This window comes from Pseudomonas sp. GW821-FHT02B10 (genome assembly GCF_059421865.1).
Genome location: NZ_JBWKVU010000019.1, coordinates 95009 through 109814 on the forward strand (window position 1 = coordinate 95009; position 14806 = coordinate 109814).

Genomic DNA, 14806 nt, shown 5'->3' on the forward strand with positions numbered 1-14806 from the left:
TCCAGTGTTCGCCGATTTTTAACGCCCCGCGCCAGCCTCGGCCGGCCGGTTGGCGTCGAGCAACGCGCTCACTACGGCATTGGCCATCTCCACCGAGTGGATCATCGACCAAATCAGCCCGCGCTCCACACCGCTGGCGCGTTCGCTGATCTCGTCGCTGACCTGTACTGCGCAATCCAGTAGCAGCGACACATGCACCAAGGCTTCTTCGGCGCTGACGCCGGGGCGGACGCTGAACAGGGCGTCACGGCCCACGGCTGTCGGGACGGTGGCTTTCAGGTTGCCGAGGATTGAGGTTTCAGCGGTGTTCGCGGCCAGGGCCAGGCGGATGCGCTGGGTGGCGAGATCGTGTTCGGGGGTTCTGAATTGCTCGGGCAGGGGCATGGGCGGATCGGGAACAAGCTTTTTCATGGTGCATCTCCAACGTGAGTGGAGCTGCCAAATGTCGCTGCTAAACGATGGGGTGGCAGCTGTACGCAGGTTAGCAGGCCGGTCACATTGGAAAACCGGCGCATCCGAAGATGCCCTGCGCACAGCCACCATGACAGGCAGAATAAAAAATCTACCGACCGGTGACATCGATGCGCCCAATGTGATGTTTCGAGCTGCTAAACCCGATCACTGAATAAGCAGTGACAGGCCGAGCCTAGACAGCAGGTTTCACAGGCGCAAGCGGGTGGGAGTTTCTAGGAAAAGTCGCTCAATAGAAAGCGAAGAGCCTTACTTTTGTCGGGGCAGAAGCGGGGGCTGATGACCTGTCCGATTCCGTCGGGTTGCGCATTGAACAGGGTTTTCCAGGCATTAAAAAGCCGGCTTGTGGCCGGCTTCTCGGGGACTGGCTTGGTTCATTTTTGGTAAACCGCACCAGCCTGCAAAACGTACACCCAGCTCTTGCGGCTGGCTGTGGGACTTGGCGAGAAAATCATCTGCCGCGTCGGGCGGATCTGACCGGTTGAACAGGTCGATGCGCAAAGGTGGGGCGCAGCATACTGATATTCGAAGAGAATTCCCAGCGCAAAGCGTTAGCCGGAGCCTGTGACGAGGGTGAAAAGCAGAGGCGTTTTGTATCGGAGGGTGTGATTGGCGGGGGATGGAGTGTTGTTCTGGGGGGATCGCGGGCAAGCCTCGCTCCTACGGGGAGGGGATTCGACAGGCACAAAAAAGCCCCGGGTCAGCAGGGCTTTTTCTTGAAGCTTGGCGCTGGAAGCTTGCAGCTGCTTAGCCTTTGTAGGCGGCAACCGACTTCGTGATCGCGGCGCGGGCGGCGTCGGCGCCGTCCCAGCCTTCGATCTTCACCCATTTGCCTTTTTCGAGATCTTTGTAGTTCGCGAAGAAGTGCTCGATCTGCTGAATCAGCAGCGGCGGCAGGTCGGTGTATTCCTTCACGTCGACATACAGCTGGGACAGCTTGTCGTGTGGAACAGCGATGACTTTGGCATCGCCGCCGCCGTCGTCGGTCATGTTCAGGATGCCGACCGGACGGGCGCGGATGACCGAGCCTGGAGCCACCGGGTAAGGGGTCACGACCAGCACGTCGAGGGGGTCGCCGTCGTCGGCCAGGGTGTTCGGGATGTAGCCGTAGTTGGCCGGGTAGAACATCGGGGTGGCCATGAAACGGTCAACGAACAGGCAATCGCTGTCTTTGTCGATTTCGTATTTGATCGGCGCGTGGTTGGCCGGAATCTCGATTGCGACGTAGATGTCGTTCGGCAGGTCTTTGCCAGCCGGAATCTTGCTGTAGCTCATTGGGCGATGCCCCCGTTAGTTGACCAAAATGTCTTGGCCGGATTGACCAAAAAGTGGCGGCGATTATAGGCATATTCCAAGGGCTATGCCACGTACCGAAGGACGTATGGACGCCTTGGGCCAAACGCCGCGAACCCTGTGCAGGAGCCGTCGGTCGACGCTCGATTGCTTGCGAAAAGAAGAGTCGCCGCAGCCTGTTTAGTTCAGAGACACCCGTCAGGATCGACGATTATTTCGCCAGCGGGCGCGTTCCGGCAGGACGCCTCAGTGTTGCTGGTAGTGCGGGTCGCTGGCCTGCAATTGCTGGAGCCGGGCCAGGGGATTCTGCCGGTAAAACAGCTGCAGTTGCTGGTAGACCTTCGGATAGGCCTCGTGCAGCAGATCCGGGGCGCTGAAGAAGTATTCGCTGGTGACGGCGAAGAACTCCGCGGGGTTTTCCGCGGCGTAAGGGTCGATGGCGGTTTCGGCGTCCGGGTTGTGGTCGAGCTGGCGGTTGAGGTCGTCGTAGGCCGCCTGCATCACCTGCGCCCAGTCGCTGATGCGCATGTCGCTGTGCAGCGGCGGCAGGCCGTTGGCATCGCCGTTGAGCATGTCCAGCTTGTGCGCCAGTTCGTGGATCACCAGGTTGTAGGCTTCCCAGCCGCCGCTGGCGAGCACGCCGGGCCAGGCCAGGATGATCGGCCCCTGTTGCCAGGCTTCGCCGCTGTGTTCGCCGTCCCATTCATGTTCGACGCCACTGGCATCGCGATGGCGCTGGGGGCTGAGGAAGTCGTCGGGGTAGAGGACGATTTCGTGGAAGCCCTGGTACCAGTTCAAATCCCCCAGGTGCAACAGCGGCAACTGGGCCTGGGCGGCCAGCAGCAGGCGTTCGAACTGGTGCAGCTCGACCCCGGGCAGGGCGCTCAGGTGCTTGTCGTCGAGAAACAGCACGCTGGTTTCCCGCAACCACTGGTCCTCGGCATCGCTCAGGCCGTCGAGAAAGGGCAGGTGCTGGCGCACCCGTTGCCACATTTCATCGGCAACCGGGTGCTTGGCCAGCCGACGCCGGCGGCGCCAGGCACTGAGGGGCCACATAGCGATCAGTGGCTTTCAGCCTTTGCCGCCGAGCGGCCCAGGCGGCTGCGCACCACGCCGATGATCATCGGCACCAGCGACAGCAGGATGATGCCCACCACCAGCAGCGACAGGTTTTTCTTGATGAACGGCACGTTGCCGAAGAAATAGCCCAGGGTCACCAGGCCGCCGACCCACAGGATGGTGCCGGCCACGCTGAAGGCGAAGAAACGCGGGTAAGGCATTTTCGCCACGCCGGCGACGAAGGGTGCAAAGGTACGGATGATCGGCAGGAAACGCGCCAGGGTCACGGTTTTGCCGCCGTGGCGGTCGTAGAAGTCGTGGGTCTTTTGCAGATAGTCGCGGCGGAAGATCTTCGAGTTCGGGTTGCTGAACAGTCGTTCGCCCACCGTTCGCCCGATGATGTAGTTGGTGCTGTCGCCGAGGATCGCCGCCAGCATCAGCAGGCCGCCGAGCAGCACCGGGTCCATGGCGCCACCAGCGGCGACCGCGCCGGCGATGAACAGCAGGGAGTCGCCAGGCAGGAACGGCGTCACCACCAGGCCGGTCTCGCAGAAAATCACCAGGAACAGGATGGCGTAGATCCATGGCCCGTAGTTGGTCACCAACATGTCGAGGTAAACGTCGAGATGGAGGATGAGGTCGATCGGGTTGAAATCCATTGGGGCACCTGTGGTGACGGCCCGACTCTGCGGGCCTGTGCGATGACTGGGGCAAAAAACTTACAGCTGGCGCAGATTCATCTTACGCCCCGAAAAGGTCGGCATTATAAGACCTGATAGGTGAAATGGGCGTTGAGTTTGTAGCGAGGGATGTCTTGACGGCGCTGGCTGGCCAGAGGCGAAAGATCGTGGCCTTCGGCAGCGTCTTCCCAGGCACTGTCGAAGGTTGTGATCGGGCGGTTGCAGAGGGGGCTTAGCCCTCGCTGATCGGCAATATGTAGTTCTTGAATTCGGTATCTTCGCGAAAACCGATGGATTCATAGGTTTTCTGCGCCACTTCGTTGTCACTGCTGGTGGAGACACGCATGCGCACGGCCTGGGTGTCCTTGGCCATTTTCTTCGCGGTGCGGATCAGGTTGTCGGCCACCAGTTGTCGGCGAGCGTCTTCGGCGACGTAGATGTCGTTGAGGATCCACACGCGCTTCAGGGACAGGGAGGAAAAGCTGGGGTAGAGCTGACAGAAACCGAGGAGTTTCTTGTCGTCATCGTCGGGCAGGGCCAGGTAGATCACCGATTCCTTGCGGCGCAGGCGCTTTTCCAGGAAGGCCCGGGACGAGTCCGGAAAAGGTAGGGCGCCATAGAACTCGCGGTATTTGACGAACAGGGGGGTCAACAGATCCAGGTGTTCGAGGGTCGCTTGAGTAATCCGCATGAGTTGTCCTCAACTTCGAATGGATACGACGGCAAACGGTTCATTACTCGGGCAGCCGTGTTTCGATGCTGCCTAAAGCCTGGAAAAAGCGCAATCGTCTCGAAAAGTCATGGCTTTGCAGGCCCCAGCAGGAAATTGCCCTTAAGGGTGTCGGGCGCGTCGCTGTCCAGGGTGTTCACCTGGGCCTCGTCTTTCAGGTTGACCCCCGAAAGCTGCCGCCTGCAGGCCTCGCGCATCAGGTACAGCAAGCGGTGGGCCGCCATGCCGTAGCTCAGGCCCTCCAGGCGCACATTGGAAATGCAGTTGCGATAGGCATCGGTGAGCCCGACCTTCGGGTTGTAGGTGAAATATAGCCCCAGGCTGTCCGGTGAGCTGAGGCCCGGGCGTTCGCCGATCAGGATCACGGTCATTTTCGCCCCGAGCAGCTCGCCGATTTCGTCGGCCACCGCCACCCGGCCCTGTTCCACGAGGATGACCGGCGACAGCGACCAGCCTTCGGCCGCGGTCTGTTCTTCAAAACGGGCGAGAAACGGCAGGGTATGGCGATGCACCGCCAGCGCCGACAAACCGTCCGCCACGACCACCGCCAGATCCACCCCGCCCGGATTGGCGGATGCGTGATCGCGCAGGGCCTGGGCCGAATCGTCGCTGAGCTTGCGCCCCAGGTCCGGGCGTTGCAGGTAGCTGTGGCGATCGCTGGCGGCGCTGTGCAGCAGCAGGCTGTCGCGGCCGCGTTCGGCCAGTTGGCTGCTCAGCCCGGCATGGTCGAAGGGCAGGTGCACCGCATCGCGGGCCTGGGCGTGGGCGAACTGGAAGTCCAGCTGGGCGCCGGTGGGCAGGCTGGTGCCGGTGCGGCCCAGGGCGATACGCGCCGGGGTCAGGCGGCGCAGCTCCAGCCAGGGGTTCTGGCTGTCGGTCGGATGTTTGTCCATAAGCCTGTCCTTACTGAAGCTGTGCCAGCGCCTGGCGGAAGGCCGGCGGCAGGTTGTGGCCGAACTGAACCTTGCCGTCGGGCTGGGTGAAGATGCCGGTTTTCGCCAGCCACTGCTCGAACTCTGGCGCCGGTTTCAGGCCCAGGGTCTGGCGGGCGTAGAGCGCGTCGTGAAAGGAGGTGGTCTGGTAATTGAGCATGATGTCGTCGGAACCGGGGATGCCCATGATGAAGTTGATCCCGGCCACGCCCAGCAGGGTCAGCAGGGTGTCCATGTCGTCCTGGTCGGCTTCGGCGTGGTTGGTGTAGCAGATGTCGCACCCCATGGGCACGCCCAGCAGCTTGCCGCAGAAATGGTCTTCCAGGCCGGCGCGGATGATCTGCTTGCCGTTGTACAGGTACTCCGGGCCGATGAAGCCAACCACGGTGTTCACCAGGAACGGCTTGAAGTGCCGGGCCACGGCATAGGCGCGGGTTTCGCAGGTCTGCTGGTCGACGCCGAAGTGGGCGTTGGCCGACAGCGCGCTGCCCTGACCGGTCTCGAAATACATCAGGTTCTGCCCCAGGTTGCCGCGCTTGAGGCTCAGGCCGGCCTCGTAGCCTTCCTGCAACACATTGAGGTTGATGCCGAAACTGGCGTTGGCCGCCTCGGTGCCGGCGATCGACTGGAACACCAGGTCCAGCGGCACGCCACGGTTGATCGCCTCGATGGAGGTGGTGACGTGGGTCAGCACGCAGGCCTGGGTGGGAATTTCATAACGCTGGATGATGGCGTCGAGCATTTCCAGCAGGGCGCAGATCGAGGCGATGCTGTCGGTGGCCGGGTTGATGCCGATCATGGCGTCGCCGTTGCCGTAGAGCAGGCCGTCGAGAATGCTCGCGGCGATGCCCGCCGGTTCGTCGGTCGGATGGTTGGGCTGCAGGCGGGTCGACAGCCGCCCACGCAGGCCCAGGGTGCCGCGGAACCGGGTGACCACGCGGATCTTCTGCGCCACCAGCACCAGGTCCTGGACACGCATGATCTTCGACACGGCGGCGGCCATTTCCGGGGTTAGCCCCGGCGCCAGGGCGCGCAGGCTCTGTTCGTCGGCGGCGTCGCTGAGCAGCCAGTCGCGAAAGCCGCCGACCGTGAGGTGGCTGACGGTGGCGAAGGCGGCCTTGTCGTGGGTGTCGATGATCAACCGGGTGACTTCATCGGTCTCGTAGGGAATCAGCGCTTCTTCGAGGAAATGCTTGAGCGGAATATCCGCCAGGGTCATTTGCGCGGCGACTCGCTCGCCGTCGTTGAGGGCGGCGACGCCGGCCAGGAAGTCCCCGGAACGCGCCGGGCTGGCCTTGGCCATGACCTCCTTGAGGCTGTCGAAGCGGTAGGTCTGGGCGCCGACGGTGTGGGCGAAACTTGCCATACAGGTTCTCCATGACGACGCAGGGACATGGCCCCTGCGTCGAGGTTTTCGGCGGTTAGTGCAAGGCTTCTTCAGCTTTCTGAATGGCCGCGAATTCTTCTTCGGGCGTGCCTGCTACCAAGTGATGCCGACTGTAGAAAGCAAAGTAAGCAATTAATACTCCATAGATGATCGCGGCGCCAATGACCACCCGCGGATCCACCAGGAAGCCCGCGACCACGGCGATGCAGGCCAGTACCAGGGCCACGCCGGAGGTGAAGATGCCGCCCGGGGTGCGGTACGGACGATCCATTTTGGGGCGGCGGATGCGCAGGGTGATGTGCGCGGCCATCATCAGTACGTAGGAGATGGTCGCGCCGAACACCGCCACCAGGATCAGTAGGTCGCCCTGGCCGGTCAGCGACAGGCCGAAACCGATGATGCCGGGGATAACCAGCGCCAGGACCGGCGCCTTGCTCTTGTTGGTTTCCGACAGCTTGCGCGGCAGGTAACCCGCGCGGGACAGGGCGAAAATCTGCCGCGAGTAGGCGTAGATGATCGAGAAGAAGCTGGCGATCAGGCCGGCCAGGCCCACCAGGTTGACGAAGCTGCCCATCCAGGTCGAGCCGCCGTAGGCCTTGGCCAAGGCTTCCACCAGCGGGTTGCCGGAGGTCAGCAGGGCGTTGGCACCCGCGCCACCGGGGCCGATCACCAGGATCAGCAGGGCGAAGCTCAGCAGCACCAGCATGGCGCCGATCAGGCCGCGGGGCAGGTCGCGCTTGGGGTTCTTGGTTTCTTCCGCGGCCAGCGGGACCCCTTCGACCGCCAGGAAGAACCAGATGGCGTAGGGAATCGCCGCCCACACACCGACATAACCGAACGGCAGGAAGCTGCTGGCGCCCACGGCCTCGGTGACCGGGATATCCAGCAGGTTGGCCACCGAGAAGTGCGGCACCATCGCCACCAGGAATACGCCCAGGGCGATGGCGGCCACGGCAGTGATGATAAACATCAGCTTCAGTGCCTCGCCGACCCCGAAGATATGGATGGCGATGAACACGATGTAGAACGCCAGGTAGATCATCCAGCCGCCGATGCCGAACAGCGATTGGCAATAGGCGCCGATAAACACCGCGATCGCCGCCGGGGCGATCGCATATTCGATGAGGATCGCGGTGCCGGTGAGGAAGCCACCCCAGGGGCCGAAGGCGCTGCGGGCGAAACCGTAGCCACCGCCAGCGGTGGGGATCATCGAGGACAGCTCGGCCAGGGAAAAGCACATGCACAGGTACATGGTGGCCATCAGCAGGGTGGCGAGGAACATGCCGCCCCAGCCGCCCTGGGCCAGGCCGAAGTTCCAGCCTGCGTAGTCGCCGGAGATGACGTAGGCCACGCCCAGGCCCACCAGCAGGACCCAGCCTGCCGCGCCTTTTTTCAGTTCGCGTTGTTGGAAATAGTCGGAGCCGACTTTTTCAAAGTCGACCGAAGAGCCAGCCGACTGCACGCCGGTATGTTCGCTAGGCATAAGGGTTCACCTGTTCTTATTGTTGTGCCCGGTCGGCAGACCGGATCGGTGTTGCAAGGCGATGGAGTGTTCTGCCTTGAGGTCGTCATCGCGAGCTTGCGCGAGCGGCCCCCAAGGGTGAAACCGCGTTGGCGGCTTCACCCTTGTCCCTGGCGTTGCTGGTTTTTAGAAGAAGCCCAGCGGGTTGATGTCGTAGCTCACCAGCAGGTTTTTGGTCTGCTGGTAGTGGTCGAGCATCATCTTGTGGGTTTCACGGCCGACGCCGGACTTCTTGTAACCGCCGAACGCCGCGTGGGCGGGGTACAGGTGGTAGCAGTTGGTCCACACACGACCGGCCTTGATCGCCCGGCCCATGCGGTAGGCGCGGTTGATGTCGCGGGTCCACAGGCCGGCGCCAAGGCCGAACTCGGTGTCGTTGGCAATCGCCAGGGCTTCGGCTTCGTCCTTGAAGGTGGTGATGCTTACCACCGGGCCGAAGATTTCTTCCTGGAACACACGCATCTTGTTGTTGCCCTTGAGCAGGGTCGGCTGGATGTAATAACCGCTGGCCAGGTTGCCCTCGAGTTTCTCCACCTTGCCGCCGGTCAGCAGCTGCGCGCCTTCGCCCTTGGCGATTTCCAGGTACGAGAGGATCTTGTCGAACTGCTGCTCGGACGCCTGGGCGCCGACCATGGTGTCGGTGTCCAGCGGGTCGCCGCGCTTGATCTGCTCGACCTTTTTCATCACCACTTGCATGAACTCGTCGTAGATCGACTCTTCCACCAGGGCGCGCGACGGGCAGGTGCAGACTTCACCCTGGTTGAAGAACGCCAGCACCAGGCCTTCGGCGGCCTTTTCGATGAAGCTCGGTTCGGCCTGCATGATGTCGGCGAAGAAGATGTTCGGCGACTTGCCGCCCAGTTCCACGGTAGACGGGATGATGTTCTCGGCGGCGCATTTCATGATGTGCGAGCCCACCGGCGTCGAACCGGTGAAGGCGATCTTGGCGATGCGCTTGCTGGTGGCCAGGGCTTCGCCGGCTTCTTTGCCGAAGCCTTGCACCACGTTGAGCACGCCCGGCGGCAGCAGGTCGCCGATCAGCTCCATCAGCACGCAGATGCCCAACGGAGTCTGCTCGGCCGGCTTGAGTACCACGCAGTTGCCGGCGGCCAGGGCCGGGGCGAGTTTCCAGGCGGCCATCAACAGCGGGAAGTTCCACGGGATGATCTGCCCGACCACGCCCAGCGGTTCGTGAATGTGATAGGCCACGGTGTTGCCGTCGATTTCCGCGGCGCTGCCTTCCTGGGCCCGCAGGCAGCCAGCGAAGTAGCGGAAGTGGTCGGCGGCCAGGGGAATGTCGGCGTTGAGGGTTTCCCGCACGGCCTTGCCGTTGTCCCAGGTTTCGGTGACGGCCAGCAGTTCGAGGTTCTGCTCAATGCGGTCGGCGATTTTCAGCAGGATCAGCGAGCGGGCCTGTGCCGAGGTGGCACCCCAGGCATCGGCGGCGGCATGGGCGGCGTCCAGGGCTTTCTCGATGTCTTCGGCGGTGGAACGCGGGAACTCGGCGATCGGTTGGCCGTTTACTGGCGAGGTATTGGTGAAGTACTGACCTTTGACAGGCGCGACGAATTCGCCGCCGATGTAGTTACCGTATTTGCTCTTGAACGAAACGATAGCGCCTTCAGTACCGGGGTGTGCATAACGCATGGTGGGTATCTCCTGGCTTTTGTGCTTATAGGGGAGGACGCGCTGTTGCGCTTGTAAAAGCGTAGAGCAAAGCCCGGGCCACTGCGTTGCAGGCCAGAAAAATCAAGGGTTTACGAATGTTTCAGCGGCTGCGTACCGGGCGTATGTGGCAGTTGTGGCACAGGCCGGGTGACACTTTGTACCGCTTGTGGCACAGCCTGTGGCTCATTGGTCGAAGCAGCATTGCAATGCATCCATGGCTGGAGGATGCTGGTGGGCCGCGAGGATCTGAAGAACTCTTCTGTAGCCGCTGCCGCAGGCTGCGAACGACCGCGAAGCGGGCGCTGCTCTTCAGATCGCGGAAGCCCCTGCGGGGCTTGGCGCAACCTGCGGCAGCGGCTACAGGTGGGTGCCTTCTGAGCGGTCAGCGCAGCAGGAGAACAATAAGAAATGCACAGCAATCACCTCACCCGGCACGCCCAGCAAGTGCTGACCGTGACCCAAGGCAAGGCCCATCTGCAGGGGCCCGGCAGCGATCCTTCCATCGCCCGCTCCTGGCTGCGTTGCCTGGAGGACTATCACCTCGACCCGGCCCTGAGCATGGCGCCCACCGTGCTCGAGCACGGTCGTCTGCTGGAAAGCCGCGAACGCCTGCAGCAGGTGCTGCAGATCGCCGGCAACGAGATGACCAGCCTGCACCAGCAGCTGTCCGGCGCCGGCCATGCGGTGCTGCTGACCGACGCCCGGGGGGTGATCCTCAACTGCGTCACCGCGCCCGCCGAGCGCAAGATTTTCGAACGCGCCGGGCTCTGGCTCGGTGCCGACTGGAGCGAGGCCTGCGAGGGCACCAACGGTATCGGCACCTGCCTGGTGGAGCGCCAGTCCCTGACCATCCACCAGGACGAACATTTCCGTGGCCGTCATACCGGCCTGACTTGCTCGGCCAGCCCGGTGTTCGACCCTCACGGTGAACTGCTGGCGGTGCTCGATGTTTCCTCGGCGCGCCCGGATGTGTCGCGCCAGAGCCAGTTCCACACCATGGCTCTGGTCAATCTCTCGGCGAAGATGATCGAGAGCTGCTATTTCCTGCGCTATTTCGACAATCAATGGTTGCTGCGTTTTCACCTGCAGGCCGAGTCCGTCGGCTTGTTCAGCGAAGGCTTGCTGGCATTCGACGGAGAAGGGCGGATCAGCGCGGTGAACCAGAGCGCCTTGAACCTGCTGGGGCATATTCGCGGTGGCTTGCTGGGCAAACCGGTGGAAGCCTTTTTCGACTGCTCGCTGGACGAGTTGCTGGGTCGCGCCAGTGTCAATGCCAGCGCCAGCTGGCCGCTGCGCACTCGTGATGGGCGGCATCTGTTCGCGGTGTTGCGTGGCCAGCCGCGCAGCGTGCCGCAACCGCTGCCGCCGAGGGCGGTGCTGGAGCGTCCGCGCCTGCCCGAGATCTGCCTGGGCGATGCGGCCCTGCAAGATGACTTCCGTAAATCCTTGCGCGTGTTCGAGCGCGATGTGCCGCTGCTGATCAACGGCGAAACCGGCTCCGGCAAGGAGGCGTTCGCCAAGGCGGTGCACCATGCCAGCCAGCGGGCGGAGAAAGCCTTCGTTGCCTTGAACTGCGCGGCCATTCCCGAAAGCCTGATCGAAAGCGAGTTGTTCGGTTATCGCGGCGGCACCTTCACCGGGGCACGCAAGGAAGGCATGCGCGGCAAGTTGCAGCAGGCCGATGGTGGCACGCTGTTCCTCGATGAAATCGGCGATATGCCGCTGGCTTTGCAGACCCGCCTGTTGCGGGTGCTGGAGGACCGAATGGTGGTGCCTATCGGCGGCGAGCCGCAGGCGGTCAACGTGCGCATCATCAGCGCCACTCACCGGGACCTGCTGGAGCGGGTGCGGGATGGCAGCTTCCGCGAGGATTTGTATTACCGGCTCAATGGCCTGGAAATCAGCTTGCCGGCGCTGCGCGAGCGCAGCGACAAATCCCAGCTGCTGGATTTTCTCCTGGCGCAAGAGGCCGGCGACCAGCAGGTCTCGCTCGACGGCCCGGCACGCCAGGCCCTGCTGGACTTCCACTGGCCAGGCAACGTGCGGCAACTGCGCAACGTATTGCGCACCCTGGCGGCGCTCTGCGACGACGGACGCATCGGCCTGGAGGATGTGCCGGCGATGATTCGCCAGGGCCGCCCGGCACCGATGCCGACAGCTGCCGAGGAGGCGGGCGGATACCCGTTGGACGATGCCGAACGCCTGGCCTTGCTCAATGCGCTGGAACAACAGCGCTGGCATATGACCCACACCGCCGAGCAGCTGGGGGTGAGCCGCAACACCCTCTATAGAAAGCTGCGCAAGCATGGGATCGCGCGCTAGGCGCGGTGCCGGGTTATCGTTCATCGCGAGCAAGCTTCGCTCCTACAAAGCAGTGCGCACCTGTAGCAGCGAAGCTTGCTCGCGATAGGCGGCGCGGCCGCCGATACGTCGGTAACCGCAGTCCAAGGCTCCAGCCGCGTTCGAGCGATTCCCCGGCAAAAGCCCCACAGAACTGGTCACAACCTCCGGCAGCGACAACAGCCTGTTCCCCCATCAGCTAAAGAGTGCGATTTGCAGCCCTCTACGCTAACCTGCCTCGATGTTTTACGAGGCCTTCTATGCACATTCATATTCTCGGTATTTGCGGCACCTTCATGGGCTCGATGGCGGTTCTGGCCAAAGAACTGGGCCATCATGTCACCGGCTCCGATGCCAACGTCTACCCACCCATGAGCACCCAGCTCGAAGCTCAGGGCATCGAGTTGACCCAGGGCTACGACCCGGCTCAGCTTGACCCGGCACCGGACCTAGTGGTGATCGGCAATGCCATGTCCCGCGGCAACCCAGCGGTGGAATATGTGCTGAACAAGGGCCTGCCCTATGTTTCCGGCCCGCAATGGCTGGCCGACCATGTGCTGCAAGGCCGTTGGGTGCTGGCGGTGGCCGGCACGCACGGCAAGACCACCACCAGCAGCATGCTGGCCTGGGTGCTGGAGCATGCGGGCATGAGCCCGGGCTTCCTGATCGGTGGCGTGCCGCAGAATTTCTCGGTGTCGGCCCGCCTGGGCGGCACGCCGTTCTTCGTGATCGAGGCCGATGAATACGACAGCGCCTTCTTCGACAAGCGCTCGAAGTTCGTGCACTACCGTCCGCGCACGGCGATCCTGAACAATCTCGAGTTCGATCACGCAGACATCTTCCCAGATCTGCCGGCGATCGAGCGGCAGTTCCACCACTTGGTGCGGACCATCCCGAGCGAAGGCCTGGTCATCCACCCGACCACCGAGCCGGCCCTTCAACGGGTGATCGACATGGGCTGCTGGACCCCGGTGCAAACCACCGGAGCGGGTGGCCAATGGCAGGTCAAGCTACTCAGCGAAGACGGCTCGAAGTTCGAAGTAATGTTCGAAGGCGAGGCCCAAGGCGTGGTCGAGTGGGACCTGACCGGCCAGCACAACGTCGCCAACGCCCTGGCCACCCTGGCCGCGGCGCGCCATGTCGGCGTGGTGCCGGCCATGGGCATCGCTGCGCTGAGCGCGTTCAAGAGCGTCAAGCGGCGGATGGAGAAGGTGGCTGAAGTCCATGGCATCACCATCTACGACGACTTCGCTCACCACCCGACCGCCATCGCCACCACCCTGGATGGCCTGCGCAAGCGCATCGGCGATGCGCCATTGATCGCTATCATCGAGCCGCGCTCCAACTCCATGAAGCTCGGCGCCCACCGTGACGGGCTGCCGGAAAGCGTCAACCAGGCCGATCAGGTGGTCTGGTACGCGCCGGCCAATCTCGGCTGGGACCTGGGCGCCACCGCCGCGCTGTGCAGCGTGCCGTCGATTGTCAGCGACTCCCTGGAAGGCATCATCGAGCGGGTGAAAAGCCAGGCCAAGCCGGGCACCCACGTGGTGATCATGAGCAACGGCGGCTTCGGCGGCCTGCACGGCAAGCTGGCCGAGGCACTGCGATGAACAACGGCCCGGAACGCATCACCCTGGCGATGACCGGCGCCTCGGGCGCCCAGTACGGCCTGCGCCTGCTCGATTGCCTGGTGCGCGAAGATCGTGAAGTGCACTTCCTGATCTCCAAGGCCGCGCAGTTGGTGATGGCGACCGAGACCGACGTGACCCTGCCGTCCAAGCCGCAGACCATGCAGGCCTTCCTCACCGAGTACACCGGTGCGGCAGCCGGGCAGATCCGCGTGTATGGCAAGGAAGACTGGATGTCGCCGGTGGCCTCGGGCTCCGGTTCGCCGGCGGCGATGGTGGTGGTGCCTTGCTCCACCGGTACCTTGTCGGCCATCGCCACGGGCGCCTGCAACAACCTGATCGAACGGGCGGCGGACGTCACCCTGAAGGAACGCCGCCAGTTGATCCTGGTACCGCGCGAGGCGCCTTACTCGAGCATTCACCTGGAAAACATGCTCAAGCTGTCGAACATGGGCGTGACCATTCTGCCGGCCTCTCCGGGGTTCTATCACCAGCCGCAGACCATCGACGACCTGGTGGATTTTGTCGTGGCGCGGATTCTCAACCTGTTGAACATCCCGCAAGACATGTTGCCGCGGTGGGGCGAGCATCACCTGAGCAGCGATGAGTAAGTCGCTGCTGATCCTGCTGGTCGCCCTGCAACTGGGCGGCTGCGCCACGGCACGCACGCTGAACGCGGCCAAGCCGGGCGCACCGGTGGTGTATTCCGGGACGCGCCTGGATCTGTATGTGATGCAGGGCGGTTGTTGCCCGATGGATCGCTTCGGTGCCGAAGCACCGAGCTATCCGGGGGTCGATCTGCCGGCCAGCGCCTTGCTCGACACGCTGCTGTTGCCGCTGTCGGTGCTGACGGTATTGGGGGTTGGTTTCCAGGCTACAGGCGGGTTGTAACCTTGTAGCCGCTGCCGCAGGCTGCGATCGGTCGCGCAGCGGCCGTAGAGGCGGGCGGCGCGGTAGAGCAGGCGAGCCGCGTATTCAGGATTGCGCCTGCTGCGCAGTCGATCGCAGCCTGCGGCAGCGGCTACAGGCGCGATCCATGGCGTTTATTTGCCCAGCTTGCGCAATTCGTCGGACTCGACGATCCGCACGCCATCCT

The 14806-nt window shown here is 63.2% G+C and carries 13 protein-coding genes; 4 read left to right on the forward strand and 9 right to left on the reverse strand.

Going from position 1 to position 14806, the window contains the following annotated elements; genetic code table 11:
- Positions 1-18 precede the first annotated feature (18 nt).
- The 9 genes from AC07VU_RS29125 to exaC form a co-directional block, all read right to left on the reverse strand.
- Positions 19-411, reverse strand: a complete 393-nt coding sequence (locus tag AC07VU_RS29125) for a DUF6124 family protein (RefSeq protein WP_274304786.1) — start codon at positions 409-411, stop codon at positions 19-21.
- Between the two features lie 807 nt (positions 412-1218).
- On the reverse strand, positions 1219-1746 hold the full coding sequence (ppa, locus tag AC07VU_RS29130; RefSeq protein ID WP_003228599.1) for an inorganic diphosphatase: 528 nt from the start codon (positions 1744-1746) through the stop codon (positions 1219-1221).
- A 264-nt stretch (positions 1747-2010) separates the two neighbouring features.
- On the reverse strand, positions 2011-2820 hold the full coding sequence (locus tag AC07VU_RS29135) for a M90 family metallopeptidase (RefSeq protein WP_053262809.1): 810 nt from the start codon (positions 2818-2820) through the stop codon (positions 2011-2013).
- A gap of 5 nt (positions 2821-2825) precedes the next feature.
- Entirely contained in the window at positions 2826-3482 is a 657-nt protein-coding gene (locus tag AC07VU_RS29140) for a DedA family protein (protein ID WP_007924093.1), read from the reverse strand.
- Between the two features lie 253 nt (positions 3483-3735).
- Positions 3736-4194: a GNAT family N-acetyltransferase gene (locus AC07VU_RS29145; protein ID WP_277589684.1), complete on the reverse strand. Its 459-nt coding sequence runs from the start codon at positions 4192-4194 to the stop codon at positions 3736-3738.
- Between the two features lie 107 nt (positions 4195-4301).
- Positions 4302-5126 carry an ethanolamine ammonia-lyase subunit EutC gene (eutC, locus tag AC07VU_RS29150; RefSeq protein ID WP_457275023.1) on the reverse strand — a complete coding sequence of 275 codons (825 nt, stop codon included), beginning with the start codon at positions 5124-5126 and terminating at the stop codon, positions 4302-4304.
- Between the two features lie 10 nt (positions 5127-5136).
- Positions 5137-6531 (reverse strand): ethanolamine ammonia-lyase subunit EutB, encoded by a 1395-nt coding sequence (locus AC07VU_RS29155; protein ID WP_277589683.1) that lies wholly within the window; start codon positions 6529-6531, stop codon positions 5137-5139.
- A 55-nt stretch (positions 6532-6586) separates the two neighbouring features.
- Positions 6587-8035 (reverse strand): ethanolamine permease, encoded by a 1449-nt coding sequence (gene eat, locus AC07VU_RS29160; protein WP_007924089.1) that lies wholly within the window; start codon positions 8033-8035, stop codon positions 6587-6589.
- A gap of 165 nt (positions 8036-8200) precedes the next feature.
- Positions 8201-9721 carry an acetaldehyde dehydrogenase ExaC gene (exaC, locus tag AC07VU_RS29165; protein ID WP_457275022.1) on the reverse strand — a complete coding sequence of 507 codons (1521 nt, stop codon included), beginning with the start codon at positions 9719-9721 and terminating at the stop codon, positions 8201-8203.
- A 429-nt stretch (positions 9722-10150) separates the two neighbouring features.
- Between exaC and AC07VU_RS29170 the strand changes: the two genes are divergently transcribed.
- The 4 genes from AC07VU_RS29170 to AC07VU_RS29185 all read left to right on the forward strand — a co-directional run bounded on the left by AC07VU_RS29170 (position 10151) and on the right by AC07VU_RS29185 (position 14601).
- Positions 10151-12064 carry a sigma-54-dependent Fis family transcriptional regulator gene (locus AC07VU_RS29170; RefSeq protein WP_495030930.1) on the forward strand — a complete coding sequence of 638 codons (1914 nt, stop codon included), beginning with the start codon at positions 10151-10153 and terminating at the stop codon, positions 12062-12064.
- A gap of 278 nt (positions 12065-12342) precedes the next feature.
- On the forward strand, positions 12343-13692 hold the full coding sequence (mpl, locus tag AC07VU_RS29175) for a UDP-N-acetylmuramate:L-alanyl-gamma-D-glutamyl-meso-diaminopimelate ligase (protein WP_009045799.1): 1350 nt from the start codon (positions 12343-12345) through the stop codon (positions 13690-13692).
- Positions 13689-14321, forward strand: a complete 633-nt coding sequence (gene ubiX / locus AC07VU_RS29180) for a flavin prenyltransferase UbiX (RefSeq protein ID WP_007927126.1) — start codon at positions 13689-13691, stop codon at positions 14319-14321. The genes mpl and ubiX overlap by 4 nt, the downstream gene beginning before the upstream one ends.
- On the forward strand, positions 14314-14601 hold the full coding sequence (locus AC07VU_RS29185) for a YceK/YidQ family lipoprotein (protein WP_009051050.1): 288 nt from the start codon (positions 14314-14316) through the stop codon (positions 14599-14601). The genes ubiX and AC07VU_RS29185 overlap by 8 nt, the downstream gene beginning before the upstream one ends.
- The last annotated feature ends 205 nt before the right edge of the window (positions 14602-14806 follow it).

Excerpts from the sequence above, each read along its gene's own strand:
- exaC (WP_457275022.1), bottom strand. The coding sequence starts at position 9,721 with ATGCGTTATGCACACCCCGGTACTGAAGGCGCTATCGTTTCGTTCAAG.
- AC07VU_RS29155 (WP_277589683.1), bottom strand. The coding sequence starts at position 6,531 with ATGGCAAGTTTCGCCCACACCGTCGGCGCCCAGACCTACCGCTTCGAC.
- AC07VU_RS29185 (WP_009051050.1), top strand. The coding sequence starts at position 14,314 with ATGAGTAAGTCGCTGCTGATCCTGCTGGTCGCCCTGCAACTGGGCGGC.
- AC07VU_RS29170 (WP_495030930.1), top strand. The coding sequence starts at position 10,151 with ATGCACAGCAATCACCTCACCCGGCACGCCCAGCAAGTGCTGACCGTG.
- mpl (WP_009045799.1), top strand. The coding sequence starts at position 12,343 with ATGCACATTCATATTCTCGGTATTTGCGGCACCTTCATGGGCTCGATG.
- ppa (WP_003228599.1), bottom strand. The coding sequence starts at position 1,746 with ATGAGCTACAGCAAGATTCCGGCTGGCAAAGACCTGCCGAACGACATC.
- AC07VU_RS29125 (WP_274304786.1), bottom strand. The coding sequence starts at position 411 with ATGAAAAAGCTTGTTCCCGATCCGCCCATGCCCCTGCCCGAGCAATTC.
- ubiX (WP_007927126.1), top strand. The coding sequence starts at position 13,689 with ATGAACAACGGCCCGGAACGCATCACCCTGGCGATGACCGGCGCCTCG.
- eat (WP_007924089.1), bottom strand. The coding sequence starts at position 8,035 with ATGCCTAGCGAACATACCGGCGTGCAGTCGGCTGGCTCTTCGGTCGAC.
- AC07VU_RS29135 (WP_053262809.1), bottom strand. The coding sequence starts at position 2,820 with ATGTGGCCCCTCAGTGCCTGGCGCCGCCGGCGTCGGCTGGCCAAGCAC.
- AC07VU_RS29140 (WP_007924093.1), bottom strand. The coding sequence starts at position 3,482 with ATGGATTTCAACCCGATCGACCTCATCCTCCATCTCGACGTTTACCTC.
- eutC (WP_457275023.1), bottom strand. The coding sequence starts at position 5,126 with ATGGACAAACATCCGACCGACAGCCAGAACCCCTGGCTGGAGCTGCGC.
- AC07VU_RS29145 (WP_277589684.1), bottom strand. The coding sequence starts at position 4,194 with ATGCGGATTACTCAAGCGACCCTCGAACACCTGGATCTGTTGACCCCC.